The 26,156-nt window shown below is 66.6% G+C and carries 23 protein-coding genes; 12 read left to right on the top strand and 11 right to left on the bottom strand.

From position 1 onward, the window contains the following. Positions 1-45: 45 nt before the first annotated feature. Positions 46-1,623 carry a hypothetical protein gene (locus tag FEZ61_RS09885; protein ID WP_051226197.1) on the top strand — a complete coding sequence of 526 codons (1,578 nt, stop codon included), beginning with the start codon at positions 46-48 and terminating at the stop codon, positions 1,621-1,623. Between the two features lie 37 nt (positions 1,624-1,660). Next, the gene (locus tag FEZ61_RS09890) at positions 1,661-2,932 is read left to right on the top strand and encodes a hypothetical protein (protein WP_017642450.1); all 1,272 of its coding nucleotides are present in this window, start codon (positions 1,661-1,663) and stop codon (positions 2,930-2,932) included. On the opposite strand, the gene FEZ61_RS09895 is transcribed toward FEZ61_RS09890, so the two are convergent. After that, positions 2,929-4,062, bottom strand: coding sequence for a YeeE/YedE family protein (locus FEZ61_RS09895; RefSeq protein ID WP_231893040.1), 1,134 nt, complete (start codon positions 4,060-4,062; stop codon positions 2,929-2,931). The two genes, FEZ61_RS09890 and FEZ61_RS09895, sit on opposite strands and share 4 nt — an antisense overlap. A 266-nt stretch (positions 4,063-4,328) precedes the next feature. On the opposite strand from FEZ61_RS09895, the gene FEZ61_RS09900 reads away from it, so the two are divergent. Further along, positions 4,329-5,465 (top strand): DUF1615 domain-containing protein, encoded by a 1,137-nt coding sequence (locus FEZ61_RS09900; RefSeq protein ID WP_346342862.1) that lies wholly within the window; start codon positions 4,329-4,331, stop codon positions 5,463-5,465. 140 nt (positions 5,466-5,605) lie between these two features. After that, entirely contained in the window at positions 5,606-5,959 is a 354-nt protein-coding gene (locus FEZ61_RS09905) for a hypothetical protein (protein WP_017642447.1), read from the top strand. Between the two features lie 3 nt (positions 5,960-5,962). Here the strand turns inward: FEZ61_RS09905 and FEZ61_RS09910 are convergent, their stop codons facing one another. The 4 genes from FEZ61_RS09910 to FEZ61_RS09925 all read right to left on the bottom strand — a co-directional run bounded on the left by FEZ61_RS09910 (position 5,963) and on the right by FEZ61_RS09925 (position 11,623). Then, a complete protein-coding gene (locus FEZ61_RS09910) occupies positions 5,963-7,042 on the bottom strand; it encodes an SMP-30/gluconolactonase/LRE family protein (protein WP_017642446.1) in 1,080 nt (359 codons plus the stop codon). 117 nt (positions 7,043-7,159) lie between these two features. Further along, positions 7,160-8,407: a diguanylate cyclase gene (locus FEZ61_RS09915; protein WP_093250436.1), complete on the bottom strand. Its 1,248-nt coding sequence runs from the start codon at positions 8,405-8,407 to the stop codon at positions 7,160-7,162. 121 nt (positions 8,408-8,528) lie between these two features. Next, complete coding sequence (locus FEZ61_RS09920; RefSeq protein WP_093250431.1) at positions 8,529-9,782, bottom strand: EAL domain-containing protein; 1,254 nt, start codon at positions 9,780-9,782, stop codon at positions 8,529-8,531. Positions 9,783-9,865: 83 nt separating this feature from the next. Further along, complete coding sequence (locus FEZ61_RS09925) at positions 9,866-11,623, bottom strand: EAL domain-containing protein (RefSeq protein WP_173148475.1); 1,758 nt, start codon at positions 11,621-11,623, stop codon at positions 9,866-9,868. A 235-nt stretch (positions 11,624-11,858) separates the two neighbouring features. On the opposite strand from FEZ61_RS09925, the gene FEZ61_RS09930 reads away from it, so the two are divergent. Both FEZ61_RS09930 and FEZ61_RS09935 read left to right on the top strand, forming a co-directional pair. Next, entirely contained in the window at positions 11,859-12,536 is a 678-nt protein-coding gene (locus tag FEZ61_RS09930; RefSeq protein WP_064307307.1) for a haloacid dehalogenase type II, read from the top strand. A gap of 77 nt (positions 12,537-12,613) precedes the next feature. Further along, positions 12,614-13,915, top strand: coding sequence for a leucine-rich repeat-containing protein kinase family protein (locus FEZ61_RS09935; RefSeq protein ID WP_242455137.1), 1,302 nt, complete (start codon positions 12,614-12,616; stop codon positions 13,913-13,915). Here FEZ61_RS09935 and FEZ61_RS09940 read toward each other — a convergent pair. Continuing rightward, entirely contained in the window at positions 13,912-14,604 is a 693-nt protein-coding gene (locus FEZ61_RS09940) for an aspartate/glutamate racemase family protein (RefSeq protein WP_093250421.1), read from the bottom strand. The genes FEZ61_RS09935 and FEZ61_RS09940 overlap by 4 nt on opposite strands. 183 nt (positions 14,605-14,787) lie before the next feature. Here FEZ61_RS09940 and FEZ61_RS09945 point away from each other — a divergent pair, with 183 nt between their 5' ends. Then, complete coding sequence (locus tag FEZ61_RS09945) at positions 14,788-14,979, top strand: hypothetical protein (protein ID WP_017642439.1); 192 nt, start codon at positions 14,788-14,790, stop codon at positions 14,977-14,979. A 91-nt stretch (positions 14,980-15,070) separates the two neighbouring features. Here the strand turns inward: FEZ61_RS09945 and FEZ61_RS09950 are convergent, their stop codons facing one another. Then, on the bottom strand, positions 15,071-15,877 hold the full coding sequence (locus FEZ61_RS09950) for an SDR family NAD(P)-dependent oxidoreductase (protein WP_017642438.1): 807 nt from the start codon (positions 15,875-15,877) through the stop codon (positions 15,071-15,073). A gap of 122 nt (positions 15,878-15,999) precedes the next feature. Between FEZ61_RS09950 and FEZ61_RS09955 the strand changes: the two genes are divergently transcribed. Beyond that, positions 16,000-16,215, top strand: a complete 216-nt coding sequence (locus tag FEZ61_RS09955) for a DUF3820 family protein (protein WP_173148479.1) — start codon at positions 16,000-16,002, stop codon at positions 16,213-16,215. Here FEZ61_RS09955 and FEZ61_RS09960 read toward each other — a convergent pair. Both FEZ61_RS09960 and FEZ61_RS09965 read right to left on the bottom strand, forming a co-directional pair. Then, positions 16,212-16,664, bottom strand: coding sequence for a GNAT family N-acetyltransferase (locus FEZ61_RS09960; protein ID WP_017642436.1), 453 nt, complete (start codon positions 16,662-16,664; stop codon positions 16,212-16,214). The genes FEZ61_RS09955 and FEZ61_RS09960 overlap by 4 nt on opposite strands. A 2-nt stretch (positions 16,665-16,666) precedes the next feature. Beyond that, positions 16,667-16,888, bottom strand: a complete 222-nt coding sequence (locus tag FEZ61_RS09965) for a hypothetical protein (protein WP_017642435.1) — start codon at positions 16,886-16,888, stop codon at positions 16,667-16,669. Positions 16,889-17,147: 259 nt separating this feature from the next. Between FEZ61_RS09965 and FEZ61_RS09970 the strand changes: the two genes are divergently transcribed. Together FEZ61_RS09970 and FEZ61_RS09975 are read left to right on the top strand one after the other, a co-directional pair. Continuing rightward, complete coding sequence (locus FEZ61_RS09970) at positions 17,148-19,295, top strand: methyl-accepting chemotaxis protein (protein ID WP_173148481.1); 2,148 nt, start codon at positions 17,148-17,150, stop codon at positions 19,293-19,295. Between the two features lie 69 nt (positions 19,296-19,364). Further along, positions 19,365-19,778 (top strand): VOC family protein, encoded by a 414-nt coding sequence (locus FEZ61_RS09975; protein ID WP_017642433.1) that lies wholly within the window; start codon positions 19,365-19,367, stop codon positions 19,776-19,778. A 13-nt stretch (positions 19,779-19,791) separates the two neighbouring features. On the opposite strand, the gene FEZ61_RS09980 is transcribed toward FEZ61_RS09975, so the two are convergent. Then, positions 19,792-20,142, bottom strand: coding sequence for a 4a-hydroxytetrahydrobiopterin dehydratase (locus FEZ61_RS09980; RefSeq protein ID WP_173148483.1), 351 nt, complete (start codon positions 20,140-20,142; stop codon positions 19,792-19,794). Positions 20,143-20,305: 163 nt separating this feature from the next. Here FEZ61_RS09980 and acs point away from each other — a divergent pair, with 163 nt between their 5' ends. Beyond that, the gene (acs, locus tag FEZ61_RS09985) at positions 20,306-22,264 is read left to right on the top strand and encodes an acetate--CoA ligase (protein ID WP_017642431.1); all 1,959 of its coding nucleotides are present in this window, start codon (positions 20,306-20,308) and stop codon (positions 22,262-22,264) included. Positions 22,265-22,547: 283 nt separating this feature from the next. Next, positions 22,548-23,510, top strand: coding sequence for a GlxA family transcriptional regulator (locus FEZ61_RS09990; RefSeq protein ID WP_064307302.1), 963 nt, complete (start codon positions 22,548-22,550; stop codon positions 23,508-23,510). A 23-nt stretch (positions 23,511-23,533) separates the two neighbouring features. Here the strand turns inward: FEZ61_RS09990 and FEZ61_RS09995 are convergent, their stop codons facing one another. Continuing rightward, the gene (locus FEZ61_RS09995) at positions 23,534-26,095 is read right to left on the bottom strand and encodes an EAL domain-containing protein (protein ID WP_173148485.1); all 2,562 of its coding nucleotides are present in this window, start codon (positions 26,093-26,095) and stop codon (positions 23,534-23,536) included. Positions 26,096-26,156: the final 61 nt, after the last annotated feature.

Raw genomic sequence — 26,156 nt, forward strand, 5'->3', positions numbered from 1 at the left:
CCCTGGACGGCGTTCTCGACTGCATGGCTGTCAGGAGACAGGACAATGAGCGTGGTATCTGACGTTACCCATCCCGGAGTCGGGGTGGGACGGTGGCCGTTCTGGCTGGGCGGTCTGGCGGTCGGCCTGCTGTTGCTGCTGGCCCTGCTGTGGCGCCTGCCGGATTTCCGTGACGGCACCGGGGCGCAGAATCTCGAAGCCAGCTACCACGTCCTGCTCAGCCTCAATGCCCTGGACGAATCCGGCGTGGCCCGGCACTGGTGGTTGCCCACGGTGACCCTGGGCGGCAGTCACGACCGGCAGGTGTCCTGGGGCGCGACCATCCCTACCCATAGCGGCGACTACGTCTACACCAGCTTCAGCAGCTACGGCTTCCTGGCGGCCTATCTCGGCCTCAAGGCCGCAGGCCTCTCGCCTTCGCTGCACAGTCTCGCGCTGTTCAACGCCGCCCTCGGCGCCCTGACGGCGCTGCTGTTGTTTCGCTTGCTCTATCTGGTGCTGCGCAGCCATGGCGCCACCCGCGCCCTGGCCGCCACCGGCGCGGTGTTGAGCTGCCTGATCGCGATATTCAGCCGCGAGGCGCTGTTGTCCCAGGGCCTGCTCTACTGGGTGCAGAGTTTCTACCAGGTGCTGCTGCTGGCCAGCCTGCTGACGCTCTTCCACTACCTGCAGGCCCCGGCGCGCCAGCGCAGCCGGCTGGGCTGGCTGCTGGCCGGGCTGGTGTGCTTTGGCGCCCTGACCGAATGGACCGGCTATGTCTTCGGCGGCGGGCTGGTCGCGCTGTTCTGGCTGCAGCGCCGGCAGCTGCCGGAAGGCCAGCGCCTGGCCTGGCGCCTGGCCTTCGCCACGGCGCTGGCCGGGCTGCTGGTGCTGCTGCACTACAGCCTGGCGGCGGGCCTGTTGCCGACGCTCAAGGCCTTTGCCCGACGTTTTCTCGCCCGCAGTCCGAACAATGCCCACCTGACTGACTTCCTTGCCGGCTATGGCCTGTCCTTCGGCCTGTTCCTGGCGGCCGTGGCCATTGCCCTGGGGGTGCTGGTCTGGAAGCGCCGGAGCCTGAGCTGGCCACGCAGCACCGGCCTGCTGCTGGCGGCCGCCAGCGTGCCGCTGCTGGAAAATCTGCTGCTGCTGCAGCACGCCACCCAGTTTTCCTTCGACCGCCTCAAGTTCATCTTTCCGGCCGCGCTGCTGCTGGGGCTGGCCTTTGTTGCCCTCAAGACTCCGGGGCGCGCCCTGCTTGCGGTGCTGCTGGTGGCAGCCGCTCTGCAGAACGGCCAGACCTATCGCCAGGATCTCGCCGGCTATGCCGGTTGGAGTGCCATCGACCGGCAGAACCAGGCGCTGGTCGGTCTGGTGCAGGGCCAAGTCGCATTGGATTGCACCCTCATCTCCACCGACATGTCGGTGCGCGGCTACGCCAACCTGCTGTTCCACCGCAGCATCCACGAATTGCAGCGCCAGCCGCTGGACTACCACGGCGAGCCGGGGGCCTGTGGCGGACTCTATCTGGAAGGCCGGGATTTCCGCGTCGACCTGCCCGAATACACCCGCGCCCGCCTGAGTCTGGCGGACGGTCGCCAGTTGACCTACGCCAAGGTCGAGGGTGACTGGCGCCTGCAATGAACGCCTTATCCATGAACACGCTGCGAGGAAACCGGGCATGCCGGGTACGCTGATCAATCGACTGAGTTTTCTGGCCCTGGGTGGCCTGATGGTCCTGCAGTTCGGCGTCTTCGAACAGAGCCCGACCAATCCGGTGGGCATCCGCTACGTGGGCGAAATGTACCTGGCGATCTGCCTGGGCTTCTTCGCGCTCTTCACCCTGAGCACCTGGCACCGGCCCCAGCGCGACTATCGCCTGCTGATGGGCTTCTGCCTGTTTTCCACGGCGGTGTTCGTCGGCCTGCCGGCAGTGTTCGCCCAGCTGTTCTGGGGGCAGCCGCTGGTCTATGGCCTCATCGAGGAGCGGCGCGTGCTCTACTGCTTCAGCGCCTTTCTGGTGCTCTACCTGGCCAAGCGGCTGAACGCCACCCAGTTCGAGAATCTGATCATCCTGGTGGGGCTGCTCTCGGCGCTGCTGTGCTGGCTGTCCTACTTCAAGATGCTGCCCGATCTACGCGAGGAGGTGAAGGATCTCAGCCGCCCCGGACGGGCGTCCACGGGCGCGGGCGCCATCTTCTTCGGCTACTTCATCTGCATCTACTTCGCCGGTCGCGGGCGTTCCTTCATCGACGGCCAGTTGCGGCCCAAGCTGCGTCACGGCCTGCTGGCGCTGTTCTTTCTGGCGACCATCGTGGTGGTGCTGCAGACCCGCCAGCTGATCGTGGTCTGCCTGGTGTTCACCATCCTCGCCCTGCGCGCACGCCTGGTGGGGCCAGCACTGTTCGGCGCCATCATCATCGCGCCGCTGATCCTCTATCCGCACCTGCTGGAGACCCTCGGCTTCAACCTGGATTTCTATGCACGCTCGGTGCAGGAAGGCCCCACCGACAACGTCCGGGAAAACACCATTTCCCAGATCATCAACCACCTGCAGCTGTACAACGGCCTGCCCAGCGGCAGCCTGAGCCTGATGTGGAACGACGGCTTCAAGCCGATCTTCGGCGACTACTTCTTCCTCTCCGACGTGGGCATCTTCGGCACCGTGTTCCGCTTCGGCTTCCTGTCCATCCTGGTCATTCCCATCGGCCTGGCGATCCACTACCTGGTGGCGCGCAAACTGAGCCGTGACCTGGAATTCACCCTGGCGGTGTTTCTCGCCTTCATGACCATCTGGCCGCTGCAGGGCCTGTTCGAATACCAGGGCACCGCGGCCCTGCTCTTCGTCATGCAGGCGCTGAAGACCTACCACGGCGCGCCCCAGTACGGGGTGGTGAGTCTGTCGGAGCGACCGGGGGCGCTGCCGCCCGGTCGCCAGGTCTTGCCGGTCTAGCAGCCGGTCAGGCGTTCCACCCGACGCTCGCCGGGAAAGAAGAAAGGCCGCAGGCGCACGCCCAGGCTGTTGCCGAAAAAGGCGGCTACCAGCCATAGCCAGCCATGCAGGCTGCCCGAGGCGATGCCGCTGAAGTAGGCGCCGATGTTGCAGCCATAGGCCAGCCGCGCGCCATAGCCCAGCAGCAGGCCACCCAGCACCGCCGCCACCAGCGACCGCGCGGGGATGCGCAGGCTCGGGGCGAAGCGCCCGGCGAGGCCCGCCGCGGCCAGGGCGCCCAGCATGATGCCGAGGTTCATCACGCTGGTGACGTCGAACCAGAAGGGCTCGGCCAGGGCTCGGGCATTGGCCGGTTGCTGCCAGAAGGCCCAGCCGGAGACGTCCAGCCCGAGCAGGCCGGCACCCTTGGCACCCCAGAGGGCGAAGGCCGAGGTGACGCCCCAGGGGCGACCGGCCAGGGCCAGGGTGACGAAGTTGAGCACGGCCAGGGCGATGGCGCCCCAGACCAGCGGCCAGTTGCCGCGTAGTAGGCGCGCTGCGCCCTGGTGTTCACCGGGTACCGTGACTTCCAGGCTGCCATGGCGACGGCGCTCCAGCACCACCGTGGCCGCGGCGATCAGGGCGAACAGCGCCAGGCTGACCAGGATGCCGGGCAGCACGCCCAGGCGGGTCACCAGGGAGGTGGGTGGCAGGCTGGGCAGGGCGAACCACCAGCCCAGGTGCTGGGTGGCGATCAGCGAACCGATGACGAAGAACAGCAGGGTCACCAGCATCCGCGCATTGCCGCCGCCGGCGGTGAACAGGGTGCCGGAGGCGCAGCCACCGCCCAGTTGCATGCCGATGCCGAACAGGAAGGCGCCGATCACCACCGAGGTGGACAGCGGCGAGACGTTGCCACGGACCGCCTCACCGAACAGGCTGCCGGCACCGAGGACGGGAAAGAACAGCAGCACCGCCAGGGCCAGCATCACCATCTGCGCCCGCAGACCGGCGCCGCGACGGTCGAGGATGAACACTCGCCAGGCCGAGGTGAAGCCAAAGGCGGCGTGATAGAGGGTCAGGCCCAGGGCGCCGCCGAGCAGTAGCAGCAGGGCCTGACGACCGCTCACGGCCTGGTTGAGAAAGACCATGCCCACGGCCAGCAGGCAGGTCGCCCACAGGGCCGCCCAGGGCAGGCGAGGAGAGGAGAACGTAGAGGTCTGCTGCATCATGGTTCCGGTAGCTTCGAACTAAAGTCCGACTATTTTAGTGGGACTTGTTCGGGAATCCCAGCGGACATCCGCTGCTGGTTGAATGAAAAGGTTACATCGATATAGCTAGAAGTTATTGATGGTTCAGGGCAGCCGTTTGCCGAGGGATGTGGTCAAAGCGGCCAAAGGAATCCTCTGGAGTTGCCGTGTCCGCTGTTGTCGCCCTGTCCGTTCCCGCTCTGCCCAGGCTGTCTCGACTACGCGGCTGGACCGCCCTCGCCGCTGCGCTGGTCCTGGCCGGTTGCAGCCTGACGCCCACCTCCCAGGGACCCACCCGCTCGCCAGCCGAGGTGCGTGCCGAGCTCCTGCGCCTGCTGCCCGCCAAGGTGGTGGACCGTCAGGGCTGGGCCAGTGACATCCAGATCGCCTTCAGCGCCCAGGGCCTCGAGCCCTCGACGGACAACCTCTGCGCCGTGCTGGCGGTGGCGGAGCAGGAGTCCACCTACCAGGTCGATCCGCCGGTGCCGGGGCTGGGACGCATCGCCCGGGAGGAGATCGACAGACGCGCGGCGCGGGCCTATGTGCCCCAGCTGCTGGTGCGCACCGCGCTCAACCTCAAGTCGCCCACCGGCAAGACCTACGCCCAGCGCCTGGACAGTGCCCGTACCGAGCGCGAGCTGAGTCTGATCTTCGAAGACTTCATCGCCATGGTGCCCCTGGGCGGCCAGCTGTTCGGGCGCTTCAATCCGGTACGCACCGGCGGCCCCATGCAGGTCAGCATCGACTTCGCCGAGGCCCATGCCCGCGGCTATCCCTATGACCGCGACGGGTCCATCCGCCACGAGGTGTTTAGCCGCCGGGGCGGTCTCTATTTCGGCACCGCGCACCTGCTCGGCTATCCGGCGGACTATTCCACGCCGCTGTATCGCTTCGCCGATTTCAACGCCGGCTGGTACGCCAGTCGCAATGCCGCCTTCCAGAGCGCGGTGAGCCGGGCTACCGGGATGAAGCTGGCGCTGGACGGCGATCTGGTGGTGCCTGGCTCGCGCACCCAAGGCGAGACCGAGCGGGCGGTGAATCGCCTGGCGCCGGCCCTGGGCATGAGCGACATCGCCATCCGCCATGACCTGGAGGCGGGGGAGTCCGAAGACTTCGCCAAGACCGATCTCTATGCCAAGGTCTATGCGCTGGCCGAGCGCAAGGCCGGACGCAGCCTACCGCGCGCCATGCTGCCGGGCATCACCCTGGAAAGCCCCAAGATCACCCGCACCCTGACCACCGCCTGGTTCGCCCAGCGAGTGGAAGAGCGCTGGCAGCGCTGCCGGGGCCGCGCCGCCCGCTGAGCGGGGCAGGGGGCCGAACGGCGTTTTCCGGGCGATGAGGGTCGGGGTTAACTATGGCAATTGGCCAGACTATTGCCCTACCATGGGGAGATGAAGCGGCCTCGTGCCGTACGGTTCTGGTGTAGTCCCTAGAGGTCCAGATGACCGATATCCCCGGCTCCCGGTTGACGCTCGTCGTCGACCAGCCCACCCCCTCGGCCCGCCATCGGCTGCCGCCCCGCGAACAGGCCAAGGCGCTGCGCCTGCTGCGCACCCTGGGCCTCGAGGCCGATACCCCGCCCGAACTGGTGCTGGCCTGGCTGGAACGCCGCGACGGCGGCTGCTCGCTGCCGGAAGCGGCGCGCCAGATCGGCCTGGGCAACTGGCTGGGGATCACCACCAGCCTGGCCGACCTCACCCAGAATCTGGCGCGCTTCGAAGCGGCCTATGCCCTGGACAGCGTGCTCGACTCCCTGACCACCCTGGTCGAGCAGTCGCCGCCCGAGTCCCGCTAGCGGCTAGAGCCCGGCACCGCGGATATTGACGTAGAGGCTATACAGCGAGTGGGAGCCGGCCATGAACAGCCGATTACCCTCAGGTCCGCCAAAGCACAGGTTGGGGCAGCGCTCCGGCAGGTGGATATGCCCCAGCGCCTTGCCGCTGGGATCGAACACCCGCACGCCATCGAGCACCTCGGGCTTGGCCGCTGGGGCGCCACTGCTGCCCCAGCCGCACCAGAGATTGCCCGCCACGTCGCACTTGATGCCATCCAGGGCGCCATACTCCAGCGCCTCGATATGCTTGCGGCGTTCGCCCAGGCTACCGTCGTCCTTGACGGTATAGGCCCACACCAGGCGATTGGGCTTGGCGCGGCCCTCGACCACATAGAGCAGTTTCTCGTCCGGTGAGAAGGCCAGGCCATTGGGGCCGTTAAGATCGCCAATGACCCGCGTCACCGCCAGGCTTTCGCCGTCGATGCGATAGACCGCATCGGGCTGCTCGGTCTTGACCCTGTGGCCCTCGTAGTCGCTGTTGGCCTGGAACGGCGGATCGCTGAACCAGATGGAGCCGTCGCGCTTGACCACCACGTCATTGGGCGAATTGAACGGCTTGCCTTCGAAGTTATCGGCCAGCACCGTGAGGCGCCCGTCGTGCTCGGTGCGGGTGACCCGCCGACCGAGACCGTGGGTGGTGGAGCCTTCGCAGGCGATCAGTCGACCCTGGCGGTCGCGGGTCAGGCCGTTGGAGAAATTCGACTGGGCGCGATAGGTGTCCAGCCGGCCGCTGACTTCATCCCAGCGCACGATGCGGTTATTGGGGATGTCGCTCATCAGCAGGTAGTTGCCGTCGCCGATCCAGACCGGCCCTTCGGCCCAGCGCAGACCGGTGGCCAGGCGCTCGACGCTGGCATTGAACAGGCGCAATTCCAGGAAGCGGTCGTCGAGGATCTCGATGAGCGGATCGGGATAGCGTTGGCTCAGGGGTTCGGCGGCGCGGGCGAGGGTGGGTAGCGCGAGGGCCGCGCTGCAGACCAGGCCGCCCTGAAGCAGACGACGACGCGACAGCGGCCGGGCGAGCCCCGGGGAAGAGTCATGCATGGTGCAGGTCCTTGATTGTTATTGTTCAGACGAGGCTATGCGGATCGACCTGCGGCAGCAGATCAATCGTCTGACATCATATGTCTTGTGGCGCAGGGCGCCAACCCGGGATCCGCGCTACTCGGCGTCCAGCACCAGGCAGGTACGGCCACGGCCCTGACGCTTGGCCTGATAGAGGCGGCGATCGGCTTCGTGCAGGAACCCTTCGAGATCGTTGGCGAGGCCGCTGAAGACCCCCGCGCTGAACGACAGCGGCGGCGCGCCCGGGGCATAGGCCTGGGACTGGCAGTAACGTCGCAACAGGTCCAGCGCCTGCAGCAACTGCTCTGGCGGCATGCGGCTGACCAGGGCGAATTCCTCGCCGCCCAGGCGCCCGGTCAGGTCCTGGGGCAGGGTGCGGGCCAGCGCCTGGGCGAAGACCACCAGGGCGCTGTCGCCGCTGGCATGGCCGTGTTCGTCGTTGATGCGCTTGAAGTGATCCAGGTCGAGCATGGCCACGCTCAGGGTGTGACCCTCGCGCTCGGCCTGGCGAAACCACTCCTGGGCCTGATCCTGGAAGGCACGCCGATTGCGCAGCCCGGTGAGGGAGTCGTACTGGGCGGCATGGGTGAGGGCGCGCATGAGATCCCGCCGCTCCAGGGTCGAGACCACCCGGCAGTTGAGCTCCTCGGGGCAGAAGGGCTTGCGCAGGAAGTCGTCGGCGCCCTGCTTGATGAACTTGGCGCTGAGCGAGCCCTTTTCGTCGGCCGACAGGCCGATGATGCTGAGGTCGTGGCGGCGCAGCTTCTGCCGCAGCAGCTGCACCAGTTCGAAACCGCTCAGGCCGGGCATGCTGTGGTCCACCACCAGCAGGTCGATGTCCGGCTGCTCCTCCAGCAGGCGCAGGGCTTCGTTGCCGTCGCAGGCATCCAGCAACTGGTAGCGGTGGGGCGTCAGCACGTGGCGGATGTAGTTGCGGGTGGCGTCGGAGTCCTCGGCGATCAGAATCTTCACCGCGGTATTGCTATCCAGCCGGCGCAGCAGGCGGAAGGCGAATTCGTAGGAGTACTGACTTTCCTTGAGCACGTAGTCGACCACGCCCTTGGTCAGCAGGTCGTCGCGCCGGCGCTCGTCGTAGGAACCGCTGAGGACGATGCAGGGCAGACGATAGCGCAATACCAGGTCGACGCTTTCGCCATTGGGCGCATCGGGCAGGTTGAGATCCACCAAGGCGGCAAAGAACAGGTTGGCCGAGGTTTCCAGCATCAGCTCGGCTTCGGCGAGGGTGGCGCAGAACACCGGCTCGAAGTCGCGCTGCTGACGAAAGAGGTGCGCCAGGATCTTGAGGACCATGGGGCTGTCTTCGATGACCAGGATGGAGCGCACCGGTAACTCCTGCAGGACAAAGAACGGCCGAGAACGGGTCTGGCGTCAGATGAAGCGATCATTCGCCTAGGCGTATCGGCCAAAGGATCGGCGACTTGAATGGTCGCCGATCCTTGCCGGTTCAGCTGTCCTGCAGGCCTTCCAGCTCGCGCCGCCGGGGCAGGCGCAAGGCGTCGTCGCGCGGCAGCGGACGGCTCAGCAGGTTGCCCTGCACCTTGTCCACCTGCAGCGCCCTGAGCGCTTCCAGCTCGGCGAGGGTCTCCACCCCCTCGGCGATCACCTCCTTGTGGGTCTCGCGGGCGAAGGCGATGATCGCCGACGCCAGCGCCCGCCGCTCGGCGTCGCGATCGATGTCGCGCACCAGGCTCATGTCCAGCTTGATCATGTCCGGACGCAGCCTAAGGATGTGCCTCAGACTCGAATAGCCGGCGCCGGCATCGTCGATGGCCAGGCGCACGCCCTGGGCCCGCAGCGGTCGCAGCTGGGCGTGGAGGGCGTCGTAGTCGTCGACTTCGGCGTGCTCGGTGATCTCCAGCACCAGCCGGCCCGGCGGATTGCCCGCCAGCAGCACGGGCAGGCGGCCGGCCAGGATGGTCTGCGGTGAACAGTTCATGGTCAGGTAGCTGTCGTCGGGCAGACTCTGCAGCCCCTGCAGGGCAAAGCGCATGGCGCATTCTTCGAGCTCGTCGCCCAGACCGATGGCGCTGGCTTCGGAAAACCACAGGTCCGGGCTGCGCTGTGGCGGGCAGTGGAAACGCGACAGCGACTCCCAGCCAGCGATGCGCAGATCGGCGAGATGATAGATCGGCTGGTAGACGATGCTGGGCTGGTGCGCAGCCACCGCGCCCTGAATGCGCTGACGCATCTCGACCTGGCCGCGGCGACTGGAGACGTCCAGGCTGAGGCGATCGGCCACCAGTTCGGCGAAGGTCCGCACCAGTTCCAGGTCACGGGGACTCAGGGTCGGATCGGGTTGGTACTTGAAGCAGCAGAAGGTGCCATAGAGTTCGCCATCGCTGAGCCGGACGGGCACGCTGACGTGGGCGCCGATGGGGACGCTGCGGGTTTCCGGGATCAGGCGGGCCGGGCCGACGGCGCGGGTATCGGGGATGAGTTCGGGCAGATGGCCGGTGACCACCTGCTGACAATAGCCCTGGCTGAGCGGCAGGGCGTCGCCGGCCTTGAGCGGCGCATCGGGCACGGCATCGACATTGCGAAAGACCCGGTCCTGCTGGCGAAATTCGGCCAGGAAGGCCACGTCCATGTCCAGGTGGATGCGCAACGCGTGCAGCACCTTGTCGATGCAACCTTGACTGCTCAGATTGCCAGTATCCAGGCCAACCACGTCCAACAACTCGGTACCTGATTCCCTCATGTCCTCACTCCCGGGAAACTACGACCTGAACCAGTGTAGAGCCTGGAATGAATTTGTCAGTCAAATGACCTCATCCGTTCGGCTTAAGCCTGTTCGGCGTACCAGGCCTCGAAGGCGGGCAGGGCCATGGGGCGGGCCAGCAGATAGCCCTGAACCTCGTCGCAGCCGGCTTCCTGCAGGAAGGCCAGGACCTCTGGCGTCTCTATGCCCTCGGCGACGCTGCGATAACCGAGCTTGCCGATCAGCGCCAGCAGCGCCCTGACCACCTCCTGCTTGCGCGGATCCGTGGGCAGGTCGTGGATCAGCGAGCGGTCGAGCTTGACGCTGGTCACTGGCAATTCGTAGAGATAGGCGAAGTTGCTGTAGCCACTGCCGAAGTCGTCGATGGCGATCTCCAGCCCCAGCTCGCGCAGCTCATGCAGCTGGGCGATGGCCACCGGATTGCGTCTGAGCCATTCGCCTTCGGTGATCTCCACCTCCAGCCGGCGGGGATCGACGCCCTGGCGCTGGCAGGTCTCGCGCAGCAGGTCGACCAGGTCGCCCTCGTCGAAATCCCGGGGCGACAGGTTGAGCGACAGTCGTCCCTGGTAGCGGGTGTCCCACTGCGCCAGCTGGCCGACGGCGGTGCGGATCACCCAGCGGGTGACGCTGTGGATCAGCGCGGTCTTCTCGATCGCCGTGATGAAGTCGCCCGGGGCGATGGGACCGCGTTGTGGATGGGTCCAGCGCAACAGGGCTTCGGCGCTGCACAGACGGCGTCCGGGCAGGCTCAGGCGCGGCTGGAAGGCCAGGCTGAAGTCACCGCGTTCGAGGCCTTCGGGAATCTCCCGCACCAGTTGGAAGATCCGCTGGAAGGCCTCGTCCTGCGGGCGCTCGTAGACGACCCAGTGACGACTGCTCAGCGCCGCCTGGTCGACCGCCACCATGGCCTTGCGCAGCAGGTCGCGGACCTCGCCCGGATTGAGCAGGAAGGACACCACGCCGGCCTTGACCGGCGGGTCGATGGGGATCCGGTCGGCCTGGACCGGCATGCGCAGCTGGGCGATGAGGGCGTCGAGCAACGGTGGGAAATCGCACTCCGCCGGTAGCAGGAAGGCAAATCTCTTGGTATCCACGTGATAGACCTTGGCCCGCTCGCTCAGGGCGTCGCACAGCCGCAGGGCCAGGCTGCGCAGGAAGGTCTCGAAGGGCCACATGCCCTGGGCCAGGATCAGTTGCTCCTTCCAGCGGGTCTCCAGCGGGTCCACCAGCACCAGCAGCCGTGCCTCCCCGGGCTGGAACTCGGCCAACTGGGCGACATCGGCCTGGAACTGCTGGCGATTGGGCAGGCCGCTGACCGGATCGCGGCGGCGCAAGTGCTGGCGCAGGCCTATGAGGCTCATCACCTGGGCGGCGAAATCGTCCAGGCGCTTGCGTTCCGTCGCCGTCAGCTCGCGTGGTTGGTTGTCGAGGATGCAGAGGCTGCCGATGGCATAGCCGCCCTCGGTGACCAGGGCCGAGCCGGCATAGAAGCGCACCAGCGGCGCCTTGACCACCAGGGGATTGTGGCTGAAGCGGGTATCGCAGCGGGCATCGTTGATCTCCATCCGGCCATCCGCGGCCTGGATGGTGTGAGCGCAGAAGGCGTCCTCGATGGGCATCTGCGCCAGGTCGAAGCCGACGCGGGCCTTGAACCACTGGCGATCGCGATCCACCAGGCTGATCAGCGCGGTCGGCACATTGAAGCTGCTGGCGACCAGTTCGCAAAGGCGATCGAATTCCTCCGCCGGCGCCGAATCCAGCAGCTCCAAGGCGTGCAGGGCGTTGAGGCGGTCATCTTCGTACTTCAAGGGATCGGCCATCGGACTAGCTCAAGAGAATCGACAGGCCTGGCAGGAGACCCAGGCACAGCTTGGAAGACCGGAGCGCCAGTCGAGCCGGACGAGCGGCTGACAAGAGGCGGGCTGACTGAGGGTATCGGCTGCAAATCATAAGACTTTAGCTGTTTCTCGCGTCTGCACGTCCTGCAAACCTTAGCGCGGCTGCACGTCGATCGCGAGTCCTGGTCGAACGCCCAACCTCCGCCGAGTAGCGACCATGACCCTGACCTGCCTGTTCGACATCAACGAGACCGTGCTGGACCTGTCCGCGCTTGACGGCCTGTTCACCGAGCTGTTCGGCGACCCCCAGAGCCGCACGCTGTGGTTCGCCCAGACCCTGCAGAACGCCATGACCGCCGAGCTCTGCGGCCGGCACGCGCCCTTCGAGGCCCAGGGCCAGGCGGCGCTGGACATGATCGCGGCGCGGCTCGGCCGTACGCTGGCCGCAGCGGACAAGCAACGTGTCGCCGATGCGCTCAAACGGCTGCCCGCCCATGCCGATGTCCGCGCGGGCCTCGATTTTGCTCGGGCGCAGGGCGTGCGCTGCATCGCCTTCTCCAACAACGCCCGCGCCGCCACCCAGGCGCAGCTGGAATACGCCGGCCTGAGCGATGCTTTCGCCGACATCCTCTCGGCCGAGGACGCCGGCGCCAGCAAGCCGGTCACGGCCACCTATCGCCAGGCCGCCGCCAGCCTGGGTCAACCCACCGAGGGCCTGTGGCTGATCGCCGTCCATGCCTGGGACATCGCCGGCGCCCAGGCTGCCGGGTTCAGGGGTGCCCTGCTGCAGCGGCGTCCCGAGCAGGTGGCCAATCCTCTGGCGCCGCCCCTGGTGACCGCCGGCACGCTGCAAGAGGCAGTGGCGCGCATTCTGGCGCACGAGGGCCGCAGCTAGCGGCCTGGCATGCTAACGTCCGCGCCATCACCGGCCGGATGCCGGTTTTTCCAGACCGTGAGAGTCGCTTTGCCATGATGGATACCCTAGCCCGGCTGCGTGCCGGCGAACTGGCCGGGGCCACGCGCCTGACCCTGCGCGCCGACCTGACCGAATTCCCCGAAGAGCTCTATAGCCTGGCCGACAGCCTGGAAATCCTCGACCTGTCGGGCAATCGGCTGACCCGCCTGCCCGCCGACCTGGGCCGACTGCACCGGCTGCGCATTCTCTTCTGCTCGGGCAATCCCTTCACCGAGTTGCCGGAGGTGCTGGGTACGCTACCCAACCTGGAGATGATCGGCTTCAAGGCCTGCCAGCTGGAGCGGGTGAGTGCTGCGGCCCTGCCACCGCGCCTGCGCTGGCTGATCCTCACCGACAACCGCATCGCCGAGGTGCCCGCTGCCCTGGGTGAACGACCGGCGCTGCAAAAACTGATGTTGGCCGGCAACCGGCTGGAGGCTTTGCCGGCGAGCATGGCCGACCTGCACCAACTGGAGCTGCTGCGGCTGTCGGCGAATCGCTTCGCGACGCTGCCCCCGGCCATTCTCGCGCTGCCCCGGCTGACCTGGCTGGCCTATGGCGACAATCCCCTGGGGGCCGAGCGCGAGCGCGCGGTGCGCACCCAGGCGGCGCGGCAACAACGCATCGCCTGGAGCGACCTGGCGCTGGGCGAGCGGCTGGGGGAGGGCGCCTCCGGCATCATCCACCAGGCGCGCTGGCAGTCGCCCACGGGGCCGCGCGAGGTCGCCGTCAAGCTGTTCAAGGGCAGCATGACCAGCGATGGCACCCCGGAAAGCGAAAGCGCCGCCAGCCTCAGCGCCGGCACCCATCCCTGGCTGATCGGGGCCCTCGGCGATCTGGCCGAGCATCCCGAGCAGCGCAGCGGCCTGGTGCTGGAACTGGTGGAGCCGGCCTTCGGCAACCTGGCCGGACCGCCCAGCTTCACTACGTGCAGCCGTGACGTCTATCCGGAAGACACCCGCTTTACCGCCGCCGCCGTACGTGAGATGGCCGGCGGCATGGCCAGCGCCCTGGCGCACCTGCATGGCCACGGCTTGGTCCATGGTGACTTCTATGCCCACAACATCCTCTGGGACGGTGGCGCGCGCTGCCTGCTGGGCGACTTCGGGGGCGCCTCGCTGCTCCCTGAGGACGCTGCGCAAGCCGCGCGCCTGCAGCGCTTCGAGAGTCGTGCCTTCGGCATCCTGCTGGAAGAGTGGTTGACGCGGTGCAGCGAGCCGGTCGATCCAGCGTTGGCGGCCCTGGCCGCGGAGTGCCAGCAACCCGATCTCGATGCGCGCCCCCTGCTGGCCGAGGTGGCGCAGCGGCTGCAGGGCTAGTCCAGCGCCCAGTCCACGGCGGCCAGGGCGTGCAGTCGCGTGGTGTCGAACAGCGGCACCGCGCTGTCGCCCTGGTCCACCAGCAGCATGATCTCGGTGCAACCGAGCACGATGCCTTCGGCCCCCTGGGCGACCAGCTCGGCGATGATCGCGCGATAGGCTGTCCGCGACTCGGGGCGCACCTCGCCACGTACCAGCTCGTCATAGATGACGTGATGCACGGTCTGGCGCGCGGTCGCTTCGGGCACCAGGACCTCCAGACCGAAGTGTGCCGTCAGCCGCTCGCGATAGAAGGCCTGTTCCATGGTGAAGGCGGTGCCCAGCAGGCCGACGGTCCGCAGGCCCCGGGCGCGGATCGCCGCACCCGTGGGGTCGGCGATGTGCAGCAACGGCAGCGCCGTGGCTGCCTCGATCTCCGTTGCCAGGCAGTGCATGGTGTTGGTACAGAGCACCAGCGCCTCGGCGCCGCCGGCGGCCAGTTGCCGCGCATGGCCTTGTAGACGCTGACCAAGCGCCGTCCAGTCGCCGGCATGCTGCAGCGCGGCGATCTCGGCGAAATCCACCGACAGCAGCAGGCAGGCTGCCGAATGACTGCCGCCCAGCCGGCGCCGGACTTCTTCATTGAGGATGCGATAGTAGTGAGCCGAGCTTTCCCAGCTCATGCCGCCCAGCAGGCCAAGGGTGCGCATGGCGTGTCTCCCGTTATTCGCGAGGGCTTATCTTGCCTGGCAGGCAGGGCCTCTGAAGAGACGCAGTCGCGACCGGATCTAGGCATACAGTGGTCCTGGCCGCGGCTTTGGCCGGGCAGGTGGCGACTGCACTGGCTTCCGCTACGCTTCAAGGGGCCACTCCCGGCCCTGAAGGTGATCGTCATGCTCAAAGCGTTGCTCACCGCGGTAGCCCTGACCCTCTTCGCCGCCGCCAGCGTCCAGGCGGCGCCCTGCCGCGACGCTCACGGCAAGTTCGTCAAATGCGATACAGCCAAGACCAAGGCGGCGCAATGCAAGGACAGCCAGGGCAGGTTCGCCAAGTGCGGCACACCTGGGGCCACGCCGGTCAACTAGAGGCGGCTATCTGGATGTCAGGCGGGGCCTTGGCCGTGACGCCTCGCCTGACGTCACCAGCGGCGTCTGCCAGCGCCTGGCATGAGGGCCGCTAGTCCTTTTCCGCCGAGCCCGGCTCCGACCAGGCGCGATGACGCTCGGCCTTCTGGGCTTCGCTTTCCACCCGATTGAGCACCTCGCCCTCGTGCTGCACCTCTGGGCCGCCGCCATAGACATGGTCGAGGCCCTGCATCAGGGCGGCGTAGCCCTGGGCGGCCACCTGGACCGGATCGTTCTTGGGCCCGGCACCCACACTGGTGTCGTCCTCGCCGGCGCGGTGGAAGAAGTTGGTATCGGTCTGGCCGGGCATGAGCACCGTGAGGGTCACGCCGCTGTCCTTGAGTTCGTTGCGCAGGGCGAAGGCGAAGGAATTGATGAAGGCCTTGGAAGCGCCGTAGACGGCCTCGAAGGGAATCGGCGCGGTGGCCGAGATGGACGAGGTGAAGAGCACCCGGCCGCGACCGGCGGCGACCATGTCCGGCAACACCAGCTTGGCCAGGTGCACGGTGGACATCACATTGAGCTGGATCAGCGCCATCTCGTCTTCCAGCCGCGTCTGGCCAACGAAGGCGCCGCCCAGGCCGACGCCGGCGTTGAGCACCACGACGTCCAGCGGACGGCCCTGGCGGCGCAGGAATCTATAGGTCTCTTCCACGCCTACGGCGGTGCGCAGATCGGCCGCATGGCTCCAGACCTTGACCCCCAGGGCACGCAATTCGCGCTCGGCGGCGTCCAGCCCATCACCGCGAGAGACCAGCAGCAGATCGTGGCCATGGCGGGCCAGCTGCTTGGCCAGTTCGAAGCCGATGCCACTGGAGGCACCGGTGACGGCGGCCAGTGGCCGGGTAACATTGCTCATGCGGAAATCCTCTGCAGACCTGGTGTAGCTGGGATCGTCGCGGAGGCGCAGTGCTCCCCGCGGCCGACGGTTGACCCCTGACGGCATGGCATAATCGCCAGGCCGTCTGGAGGAGACAAGCGATGCAACCCGCTGACCTGGAAGCCCTGGTGACCTGGGCCATGCCCTATGGCAAGTACGCCGGCCGCCTGCTGGTCGACCTGCCGGGCCACTACCTCAACTGGTTCGCCCGCAGCGGCTTTCCGCCCGGTGAACTGGGCCGGCTGCTGGCGCTGATGCAGGAGATCGACCACAACGGCCTCAAGCCGCTGCTCGATCCGCTGCGCCGTCGCCGTTAGTCCGCCGCGCGATGCATGTCGACATGGGGGATGCCGTCCTCGTCGTACACCCCTGAACAGGGCGTGAAGCCATAGCGGCCATAGTAGGCCTGCAGATGAGCCTGGGCGGAGAGGAACAACGAACGTCCGGGCCAGCGCTCGGCGCAGACGCGCAAGGCTTCCGCCAGCAATAGATGGCCCAGACCGCTGCCGCGGCCCTCGGGGGCGACGATCACCCGACCGATCACCACTTCATCGCGTACGGAGCCCAGCAGGCGCAGGTAGGCGTGCAACTGGTCGTCGCGCCAACCGAACAGGTGCCAGACGTCGTCCGCCAGATCCAGGCCGTCGGGATCGGGATAGACGCACTGCTGCTCCACCACGAAGACCCGGGCGCGCAGGACCAGGGCGGCGTAGAGCTCGGCGGTAGTCAGCGCCGGGGCGGCGCGGCAGATCCACTGGATGGCCATGCTCAGTCCTTGCGCCGGCCGAACATGAAGCGGAAGCGATTGCGATTGAGCAGCACGTAGCCGGTCAACTGCAGCCCCGCTGCGAACAGCAGGCTGCGGATCGCGCCGGGGTCGGCAGGGCGGGGCCCCTGGTAGAGACCGTAAAGGGCGAAGGCCACGCCTAGCAGGCCGAGGATGAAGAAGACCAGACCTATCTTGGTCAGGCGACTTAGCTTTTTATCCATCACGGAGAGGAGGACTCCAGTAGTGGCCGTTCAGGCTTGGAAAGGCTCTATATCAAGGGTTTAAGAGGTTTTTTGTGCATCGATGTAGGTCTCATTTCACCGTGGAAATCTCGATTCGCACCACTTTGGCACCCAAGACGCCTTGCGGATCCTACACATCCAGGCTGAGCGGATTCAAACAGGAGACAGGCGGTTTCGATTGATGGCCTTTTGATTGCACTGCATCTCGCGATGATGTCCCACTCGAGGAGGTGTCTGTATGCATAGCTCCACGCAATATTCCAAACCCATGGCGCTGACACCCGAGGAGCGCGCCTGGTTGCCCTGGCTGGGTACCAATAGCAAGCTTGTGCGCAGGTGGGCCGCTTGCTTGAACCGGGATCGCCAATCTGAATTGGAGGCCACATTCGTCAGCTTTGCCAACACTCGTCGCGATCTACTGCAGACCTGGGCGGAAAGCATCTGGGAACATTTACGGACCTTGAAGGCGGCCATCACAGACCTGTCTGGGGAAGAGGTACCCGCCCTGCTGGCGGCCAAGCAACAGGTTATCCGGGACGCGAGCGAGATAGCGTTCATCGATGCCCAAGGCGAGGTGATAGTTTCCACCAAGACCAGCCGCATTGGTAGTTGCGATCTGCACAAGGATGCGGTGCGCAACGGACTGACCCAGCGGTTCCTCCATGGCCCTTATGTGGATCCGGTGACGGAGGCGTTAGGGCGGACGTCCTCGAAGTTTCACGATGCGGTCACCCTAATGTTCTACGAGCCGGCCCGCTGTGGAGATCAGCAGGGTGCATTGATCGTGCGTATTCCCAATGATGTGCTCGGTGATCTGATCCAGCGCGAAGCGGGGCATATCTATCAGGATTCAGGCGACAACTATCTCTTCATGGTCGAATCGCGGTTCGATCCTAACCTGAGGCCGGGTATCGCCTTGTCGCGTTCGCGGTTCGAGGATTCGACCTTTTCTAAGGGGGAAAATCTGAAGAGTGGGGTCCGCACTGCCTTCGGTGACGTCCGGATCCGCAACCATACCGAATTCGAGATCGTCTTCAACGATCCCGCCACGGGTCAGCTCCATCCCGGCATTCGCGAGACCATCCGCCACGGTGAAAACCTCTTCGTCGACTATCCGGGGTATGCCGATTACCGTCATGTGCCCGTGGTCGGACGAGGCATCACCTTTTCACTGCCAGGATCGCCTGATCGTTGGGGCATGATGTGCGAAGCGGATCTGGAGGAAGTCTTTCGCTATCGCAGCCTGAGATACCGCCTCAACCTGCACTTCTTGGTGACGTCGCTCTGCTGCAGTCTGCTACCGCTGCTGGCTTGTTCCAAACTGAACCTGGGGCTGGTCGCGCAGTGTGCAGCCGTAGTCACGAGCGCGATGGCGGGTACGGTCCTGTTCAGTGCGCGCGTCAGCAGACCGCTGATAAACAGACTCAGGAAGACCAGCCAAATGCTGCGAACCATCGCCGAAGGCGGCGGCGATCTCACCGAGCGGTTGCCGGCCCAAAACGAGCGGCCCGACGAAATCTCGTTGGTGGCCCAGTGGATCAACAGCCTGATCGACAGCCTTGGCCAAATGGTGGGGCAGGTGGTCATGACCAGTAGTGACATCGAACAGGCCAACAGCCAGCTGCAGGGAACCAGCCAGCGTTCATTGAATGAGTCTCAGCGGCTGCGCTCGTCACTCGAGTTGGGCATGCAGACGCTCGGCAGTCAGGTGAAGGAATTGGAAGAGGCGGGGACGGAGGTGGAGGTCATGCGCGCCCAGGTACGAACCGCTGCACAGGAGGCGCGTAAGCAGTTTCAGGAGGTCCAGAGCAGCAGCAGCGATATCCAGCGTTCGGTACAGGAGGCCACCGTCACCATCAAGCAGGTGAAAGACAGCGCCAGTGAAGTCGGCCGGGTCGTGACGGTAATCAACGCCATCGCCAATCAGACCAACCTGCTTGCCCTCAACGCCGCCATCGAGGCGGCGCGTGCGGGCGAAAGTGGCCGGGGCTTCGCCGTGGTTGCCGATGAAGTCCGGCAATTGGCCGATCGCACCTCACGTTCCACGGGAGAGATCGCCGACATGATCAGCAACATGCAGCGTCGAACCGAGGACGCCGTGGCCATCATGGACAGCAGCATTGAACAGCTGAAATCGGGCCTGCAATTGGCCTTGGCCGCTGCAGAAGACAGGCAGGAGGTTCAACAGGTGTTGCAACAACTGTTCATCACCATCGACAAGCTCACCGCTGGAACTCTGGAGAACGGGCAGCGATTCAGGGTCATGGGCAGCCTGGCGGCCAGTGTTCATCAGTCCAGTACCGCGGCGCATCAGAGTGCGCAGTTGACCGGTGGGGCAGTGTGCACACTGGAGCGGCTCGCCAACAGGTTCAAGGTGAGCGCTTGATCGCCGTAGCTTGACGGACTCGCAAGAGCGGTATGGTGTTGGCGGATGGGAAGTCAACGGGTACCGCTCATGTTCAGTCACATCCAGCTAGGTGCACGCGACCTGGAACGCTTGGTCGATTTTTACGATGCCGTTCTGCGTGAATTCGGTTTCGTGCGGATGCCCGTCGAGGACGACGGCGGTCCTCCTGGCTGCGGCTGGCAGCGGCAGGGTCGCCCCTGGCCGCAATTCTATGTGCAGATTCCCTTCAACGGCCTGCCCGCGTCCTGGGGCAATGGCGTGCAGGTGAGCTTCGCCGCGCCGTCGCGCCAGGCCGTGGAGGCCGCCTGGCACCGGGCATTGCAATCGGGCGGTAGCGACGAAGGCGCACCCGGGGTGCGCCCTGGCTACGGTGCGGACTTCTACGCCGCCTATTGCCGGGATCCGGAAGGCAACAAGCTGTGCTTCGTGCACGCCGAAGGACTGGTCGAGGCCAGCGCCTGAGGCGCTGGCCGGTCTAGCCTTGGGCGGCCAGGGCGACCGCGTCGGTACGGGCGGCCATGATGAAGTCGTTGCGGTGCAGGCCGCCGATGTTGTGGGTCCACCAGCTCACCGTCACCGCGCCCCATTCGGTGAGCAGGGCCGGGTGATGGTCTTCGTCCTGCGCCTCGCGGCCGACCCGGTTGGTGAAGTCCAGGGCTTCGAGAAAGTTGCCGAAGGCATAGCGGCGTTCCAGGCGCGCAATCCCTTCGCGTTCTACCAGCGTCCAGCCGGGGACCGCCTTAAGCAGCTCGGTGCTGGCGGCCGCGCTCAGGGCCGGCTCGCTGGAGCGGCAGGGGACGCAATGGGAATGGGCGAGATCGGCCATGGGGCGCTCCTTGGGGGAAGAAAGTCATGAAGGGGCAAGGGTAACAGACCCGTCGGTCAGCTCCCGGCGCCCCGTCCGACCATGGTCGAATGGTTCGAAACCGGTGCGCGCCGTACAACGGAAGGCAACAAGAACAACAGTTTCCCGCCGAGGAGATCGTCCCATGAGTGCCGCCTTCTACCCGGTCCGCGCGGAAGTCGCTTCCCGGACCCTGACCGATGAAGTCACCTATCGTCGCCTGTACCAGCAGTCCATCCTCAACCCGGATGGCTTCTGGCGCGAACAGGCCCAGCGCCTGGACTGGATCAAGCCCTTCAGCCGGGTCAAGCAGACCTCCTTCGACGATCATCGCGTCGACATCCAGTGGTTTGCCGACGGCACCCTGAACGCCTCCTACAACTGCCTGGATCGCCACCTGGAAACCCGTGGCGACCAGACCGCCATCATCTGGGAAGGCGACGATCCGGCCGACAGCCGTCACATCACCTACCGCGAACTGCATCGCGAGGTCTGCCAGCTGGCCAACGCCCTGCGCGGCCAGGACATCCACCGCGGCGACGTGGTGACCATCTACATGCCGATGATCCCCGAGGCCGTGGTCGCCATGCTGGCCTGCGCCCGCATCGGCGCGGTGCACTCGGTGGTGTTCGGCGGCTTCTCCCCCGAATCCCTGGCCGGCCGCATCAGCGACTGCCAGTCCAAGCTGGTGATCACCGCCGACGAAGGCGTGCGCGGCGGTCGCAAGATCCCGCTCAAGGCCAATGTCGACGAAGCCCTGACCAATCCGGCCACCCATTCGGTGCACAAGGTGATCGTCTGCAAGCGCACCGGTGCCGACATCGCCTGGCACCGCCACCGCGACGTCTGGTACGAAGAGATCACCTCGGTGGCCCCGGAACACTGCGAGCCCAAGGAGATGTCCGCCGAGGCGCCGCTGTTCATCCTCTATACCTCCGGCTCCACCGGCAAGCCCAAGGGCATCCTGCACACCACCGGTGGCTACCTGACCTATGCCGCCCTGACCCACGAGCGGGTCTTCGACTATCGCCCCGGCGAGGTCTACTGGTGCACGGCCGACGTCGGCTGGATCACCGGTCACAGCTATATCGTCTACGGCCCCCTGGCCAATGGCGCCACCACCCTGCTGTTCGAGGGCGTGCCCAACTACCCGGACGTCACCCGCATGGGCCAGGTGGTGGACAAGCACCAGGTCAACGTCCTCTACACCGCGCCCACCGCCATCCGCGCCATGATGGCCCAGGGCGATGCCGCCATGCAGGGCGTCGACGGCAGCAGCCTGCGCCTGCTCGGTTCGGTGGGCGAGCCCATCAATCCCGAGGCCTGGCACTGGTACTACAAGACCGTGGGCCAGGAACGCTGCCCCATCGTCGACACCTGGTGGCAGACCGAGACCGGCGGCATCCTCATCAGCCCGCTGCCCGGCGCCATCGGCCAGAAGCCCGGTTCGGCGACCCGTCCCTTCTTTGGCATCCAGCCGGCGCTGGTGGACAACGAAGGCAACCTGCTCGACGGCGCCGTGGAAGGCAACCTGGTGATCCTCGATTCCTGGCCGGGCCAGTCGCGTTCCATCTATGGCGACCACGACCGCTTCGTCGACACCTACTTCAAGACCTTCAAGGGCATGTACTTCACCGGTGACGGCGCCCGTCGCGACGAAGACGGCTACTACTGGATCACCGGTCGCGTCGACGACGTGCTCAACGTCTCCGGCCATCGCATGGGCACCGCCGAGATCGAGAGCGCCCTGGTAGCCCATCCCAAGGTCGCCGAAGCCGCGGTGGTGGGCATGCCCCATGACCTCAAGGGCCAGGGCATCTATGTCTACGTCACCCTCAACCAGGGCGAGGAGGGCAACGAGGCCCTGCGTCAAGAACTCAAGCAGTGGGTACGCAAGGAGATCGGCCCCATCGCCACGCCCGACGTCATCCAGTGGGCGCCGGGGCTGCCCAAGACCCGTTCCGGCAAGATCATGAGACGCATCCTGCGCAAGATCGCCGTGGGTGAATACGACTCCCTCGGCGACATCTCCACCCTGGCCGATCCGGGGGTGGTGCAGCATCTGGTCGGGACTCACCAGCAGATGAGCCAGGCCGTCGCCTGATCATCGTCCACCAGCAGCCGCCCGCGTCCGTCTCCGGTCGCGGGCGGTTCGTTTTTGGCATCCCTGTAAAGACTTGTCGCCAGGGCAGAAGCCCTGGCCAGCCAGGCGGGGCTAGAATCGCGCCAGCCAGCGGACCGGAGGGCGCATCGGTCCGCTGCCCGGGCAAAGGCTGGGACAGGGGCAGTACTCCGGCGTACCATGCGTGCCACCCCACAAGGGTTTCATGGCGCGCGGTCCCGGATCGGTCCGCCCCCGCCGCTCTCGACAGGAAGCCAGACGTTAGATGACCATCCGCATCGCCTTTCTGCTGTGGCCCGACGTTCGTCCGCTGACCGTGGGCCTGGTCGAGGAAGCGCTGGAACTCGCCGCTCGCCATTCGAGCGATACGCCCTACGAGGTGCGCTTTCTGCAGGCCGGCAGCGAGTTGCAGCCGCGCCTGCCGGGTGGCCATTGGGAAGGGCAGCTGGATCGCCTGGATCGCCTTTTCGTGCTGGCCGACGAACCTTCGCCGACGCTGCCGCCACCCCTGGCCGCGGCTCTGCGTCAGACCGCCCGGGCCGGAGTGGTGCTGGGAGGCTTTTCCGCCGGGGTGCACATCCTCGCCCAGCTCGGCCTGCTCGACGGTCATCGCGCCGCCGTGCACTGGCGCTGGCTGGAGGAATTCAGCGAGCAGTTCCCCAAGGTCATCGCCACTCACCACCTCTATGAGTGGGACCGCGATCGCCTGACCGCCTGTGGCGGCCTGGCCATTCTCGATCTGCTGCTGGCGATGATCGGCCGCGATCGCGACGCGGAGCAGGCCGGCACCATCGCCGAGGAGCTGATCGTCGAGCGCCTGCGCGAAGGCAGCGAGCGGCAGCGCATTCCGCTGAAGAACCGGCTGGGGTCGAGTCATCCCAAGCTGACCCAGGCGGTCATGCTGATGGAGGCCAACATCGAAGAGCCGCTCACCACCGACGAGATCGCCCAGCACGTCTGCGTGTCCCGTCGGCAACTGGAGCGGATCTTCAAGCAATACCTGGCGCGGGTGCCCAGCCAGTACTACCTGGAATTGCGCCTGAACCGCGCGCGCAAGATGCTCACCCAGACCAGCAAATCCATCATCCAGATCGGCCTGTCTTGCGGCTTCTCGTCGGGACCGCATTTCTCCAGCGCCTATCGCAACTTCTTTGGCGTCACCCCCCGCGACGACCGCAACCAGCGCCGTGGCGCGGCGGGCGAGGGCAGCATGGTGGCCGAGCGCTAGGCGCCCGGCGCACCCCCTTCAGCTCACAGCGGCTCGGCCACCCCTTCGTCCAGCCAGGCGCCCAGCCGATCGGCCGGCAGGGGCGCGCCGCAATGGAAGCCCTGGATCTCGTCCGCCGGCAGGTGCTGCAGCTGGCGCAGGTGCTCGGCGTCTTCCACGCCCTTGAGGGTCACGGTCAGCCCCAGCGAGCGACCGAGATCGATCATGGCGCGGACCAGGGCACTGTCTTCCGGCGCGTGGTTGCGCCGGGCGATCAGGCTGCGATCCAGGCGGATGCCGTCCAGCGGATAGCGGCGCAGATAGGCCAGGGAGCAGAGGCCGGAACCGAAGTCGTCCAGGCACAGCCGTACGCCCAGGCCCTTGAGCGCGCTCAGGGTATTGGCCACATCGGCCGCGGGGTCCAGCAGGGTGCGTTCGGTGAGTTCCAGCTCCAGGCGCGGGGCGGCCAGGCCGCTCTGGTAGAGCGCCTCGGCCACGGTCTGCACCGGATCCTCGTTGGCGTGGAATTGCTGCGGTGACAGATTGACCGACACCGAGAGCCGTTCCGGCCAGCCCTGGGCGTCGTGGCAGGCGGTCTCCAGCACCCAGCGGCCGAGGCGCTGGGCGAGTCCGGCGTCTTCGGCCAAGGCCAAAAAGTCCAGCGGCTCCAACAAGCCCTGGGTCGGGTGTTCCCAGCGCACCAGCGCCTCGAAGCCGCGCAGGCTGCCGTCGGCGAGGCTGCGCCGCGGCTGGTAGTAGAGACTGAGACGGTCGTCGCGCAGGGCCTGGCGCAGGTCCTGTTCCAGTTGCCGGCGCAACAGCACCTGTTCGTTCATGGCCGGTTCGTGGAAGCGCCAGGTGCCACGGCCAGCGGCCTTGGCCTGGTAGAGGGCGATGTCGGCCAGGCGCAACAACTCGGCCGGGATGCTGGTATCCCGCGGTGCCAGGGCCACGCCCAGGCTGCTGCCGATGAAGATGCGCTGCTCGCCGAGGCGGAAGGGCTGCCGCAGCTGCTCCACCAGCCGTCGACAGAGGTCGGCGATGGCGCCCGGCTCGCGTTCGCCGCTGAGCACCACGCAGAATTCATCGCCGCCCAGACGCGCCACCAGGTCGGTGGCGGTCACGTTCTGCCGCAGACGCTGCGCTGCCTCCTGCAGTACCTGATCGCCGGCGGCATGGCCGAGGGCGTCGTTGACCGTCTTGAATCTATCCAGGTCGAGACTGAGCAGGGCCAGGGGACGGGGCTCCGGGCCCTCCAGGTGGGTGGCGAGAAATTGGTGCAGGCGGTGGCGATTGGGCAGGCCGGTGAGGGGGTCGTGCCAGGACAGGTGCTGGACCTGGGCCAGGGCCTCGATCTCGTCGGTGAGGTCGGTGACGGTGCCACGATAGCCACCCTCGGGAATGGCCCGGGCGGCCACCCGGCAGGTGCGCTCGCGACCGCTGCCATCCAGGTAGTGGCAGACCAGCGGGGGTCTCGGTTTGCGGTCGTGGGCATGGCCGGCCAGCCAGTGCGCCAGGGTATCGGCGTGGGGTGTCAGGAGTTCGTTGAGCGGCCGTCCCAGCCAGCGGTCGGCGGCTTCCCCGGTGACCTCGGCGAAGCGCTCCGAGACATAGACCAGGCGCAGACCGGCATCGACCTCCCACAGCCAGTCCGAGGTGGCCTCGGCGATGTCGCGGAAGCGTCGCTCGCCAATGGCCAGTTCGCTGCGACTGGCCAGCAGGTCATCGTACTGGGTATCCAGCTGGCGCATCGACAGCAGCGCCTGGCGAAACAGCCAGATCAGTCCCAGCAGCAGGATCAACACCCCGCCGCCGAACAGCGGCAGGGTCTGCTGCATCAGCCACAGCCCCGGGCGCGGCGGACGCCAGGTCAACTGATAGCTGGAGCCGGGCAGTTGCCAGCTGCCGCGACTCCCGGCCGGATCGGTGGTAATGCCGAGCGGTGGCAGGTTGTTGGCTTCGCTCAGGGTCGCCAGCCGGGCGGGACTCAGCACATTGACGAAGACCAGTACCGAAGCCGGCGTATCCAGGGAACGGACGCCGGGCTGGTCACCCGGGGTGATGGCCGCGGCGGCCACCAGCGCCGGCGTGCCGGCCACGTTGAGGACGCCAGACACACTGCCGGCGCGGGCATCGACGCTGCGCGCCGCGGCCAGCAGACCAGCGATGTCGCCCTGCAGCCAGGGCGTAGCAGGATCGGCCAGTTGCCCTTCGAGCAGGCGATAGCGGGGCCGATCCTGGCTGTCGAACACCAGCACCCCTTCGTAGCCATAGACCCGGTACAGCGATTCGCCGAGATTGCCCTGGTCGTAGGCCCAGTCGTGGTCCAGCTCCAGGTGAAGGCGGCGATAGGCCTCGTCCCATTTGCTGTAGTCGATCAGGTTGCGGGCCACCTCTTCGTCGAGGCGGGTGAAGGTGCGGCCGACGGCACGCTCGGTGTGCTGGGCGACGGTGGCATCCTGGCGCACGGCATTGTCGACCAGCAGGTAGCAGCCCAGGCCGATAAGGCCCAAGAGCAGTACGCAAAGCGCTGGGAACAGCCGCAGGAGGACGGTATGGCCCCGTCGGCGCGGAGAGGCGCTACGGGACGCTGGAGAGGTAGGCATGCCTGGACCCTGGCTAGATGAGCGTTCCTGTGCCTTCGCCTGATCGGACCCGGGGGCGGCC

Source organism: Pseudomonas sp. MS15a(2019) (assembly GCF_013277805.1).
Taxonomy (GTDB): domain Bacteria; phylum Pseudomonadota; class Gammaproteobacteria; order Pseudomonadales; family Pseudomonadaceae; genus Chryseomonas; species Chryseomonas benzopyrenica.

What these genes read in the sequence shown, in the direction of transcription:
- FEZ61_RS09975 (WP_017642433.1), top strand. Translation starts at nt 19,365, where the DNA reads ATGTTCAGTCACATCCAGCTAGGTGCACGCGACCTGGAACGCTTGGTC.
- FEZ61_RS09920 (WP_093250431.1), bottom strand. Translation starts at nt 9,782, where the DNA reads ATGAGGGAATCAGGTACCGAGTTGTTGGACGTGGTTGGCCTGGATACT.
- FEZ61_RS09930 (WP_064307307.1), top strand. Translation starts at nt 11,859, where the DNA reads ATGACCCTGACCTGCCTGTTCGACATCAACGAGACCGTGCTGGACCTG.
- acs (WP_017642431.1), top strand. Translation starts at nt 20,306, where the DNA reads ATGAGTGCCGCCTTCTACCCGGTCCGCGCGGAAGTCGCTTCCCGGACC.
- FEZ61_RS09970 (WP_173148481.1), top strand. Translation starts at nt 17,148, where the DNA reads ATGCATAGCTCCACGCAATATTCCAAACCCATGGCGCTGACACCCGAG.
- FEZ61_RS09990 (WP_064307302.1), top strand. Translation starts at nt 22,548, where the DNA reads ATGACCATCCGCATCGCCTTTCTGCTGTGGCCCGACGTTCGTCCGCTG.
- FEZ61_RS09925 (WP_173148475.1), bottom strand. Translation starts at nt 11,623, where the DNA reads ATGGCCGATCCCTTGAAGTACGAAGATGACCGCCTCAACGCCCTGCAC.
- FEZ61_RS09960 (WP_017642436.1), bottom strand. Translation starts at nt 16,664, where the DNA reads ATGGCCATCCAGTGGATCTGCCGCGCCGCCCCGGCGCTGACTACCGCC.
- FEZ61_RS09890 (WP_017642450.1), top strand. Translation starts at nt 1,661, where the DNA reads ATGCCGGGTACGCTGATCAATCGACTGAGTTTTCTGGCCCTGGGTGGC.
- FEZ61_RS09910 (WP_017642446.1), bottom strand. Translation starts at nt 7,042, where the DNA reads ATGCATGACTCTTCCCCGGGGCTCGCCCGGCCGCTGTCGCGTCGTCGT.
- FEZ61_RS09945 (WP_017642439.1), top strand. Translation starts at nt 14,788, where the DNA reads ATGCTCAAAGCGTTGCTCACCGCGGTAGCCCTGACCCTCTTCGCCGCC.
- FEZ61_RS09980 (WP_173148483.1), bottom strand. Translation starts at nt 20,142, where the DNA reads ATGGCCGATCTCGCCCATTCCCATTGCGTCCCCTGCCGCTCCAGCGAG.
- FEZ61_RS09895 (WP_231893040.1), bottom strand. Translation starts at nt 4,062, where the DNA reads ATGGTCTTTCTCAACCAGGCCGTGAGCGGTCGTCAGGCCCTGCTGCTA.
- FEZ61_RS09950 (WP_017642438.1), bottom strand. Translation starts at nt 15,877, where the DNA reads ATGAGCAATGTTACCCGGCCACTGGCCGCCGTCACCGGTGCCTCCAGT.
- FEZ61_RS09885 (WP_051226197.1), top strand. Translation starts at nt 46, where the DNA reads ATGAGCGTGGTATCTGACGTTACCCATCCCGGAGTCGGGGTGGGACGG.
- FEZ61_RS09935 (WP_242455137.1), top strand. Translation starts at nt 12,614, where the DNA reads ATGGATACCCTAGCCCGGCTGCGTGCCGGCGAACTGGCCGGGGCCACG.
- FEZ61_RS09955 (WP_173148479.1), top strand. Translation starts at nt 16,000, where the DNA reads ATGCAACCCGCTGACCTGGAAGCCCTGGTGACCTGGGCCATGCCCTAT.
- FEZ61_RS09965 (WP_017642435.1), bottom strand. Translation starts at nt 16,888, where the DNA reads ATGGATAAAAAGCTAAGTCGCCTGACCAAGATAGGTCTGGTCTTCTTC.
- FEZ61_RS09905 (WP_017642447.1), top strand. Translation starts at nt 5,606, where the DNA reads ATGACCGATATCCCCGGCTCCCGGTTGACGCTCGTCGTCGACCAGCCC.
- FEZ61_RS09940 (WP_093250421.1), bottom strand. Translation starts at nt 14,604, where the DNA reads ATGCGCACCCTTGGCCTGCTGGGCGGCATGAGCTGGGAAAGCTCGGCT.
- FEZ61_RS09995 (WP_173148485.1), bottom strand. Translation starts at nt 26,095, where the DNA reads ATGCCTACCTCTCCAGCGTCCCGTAGCGCCTCTCCGCGCCGACGGGGC.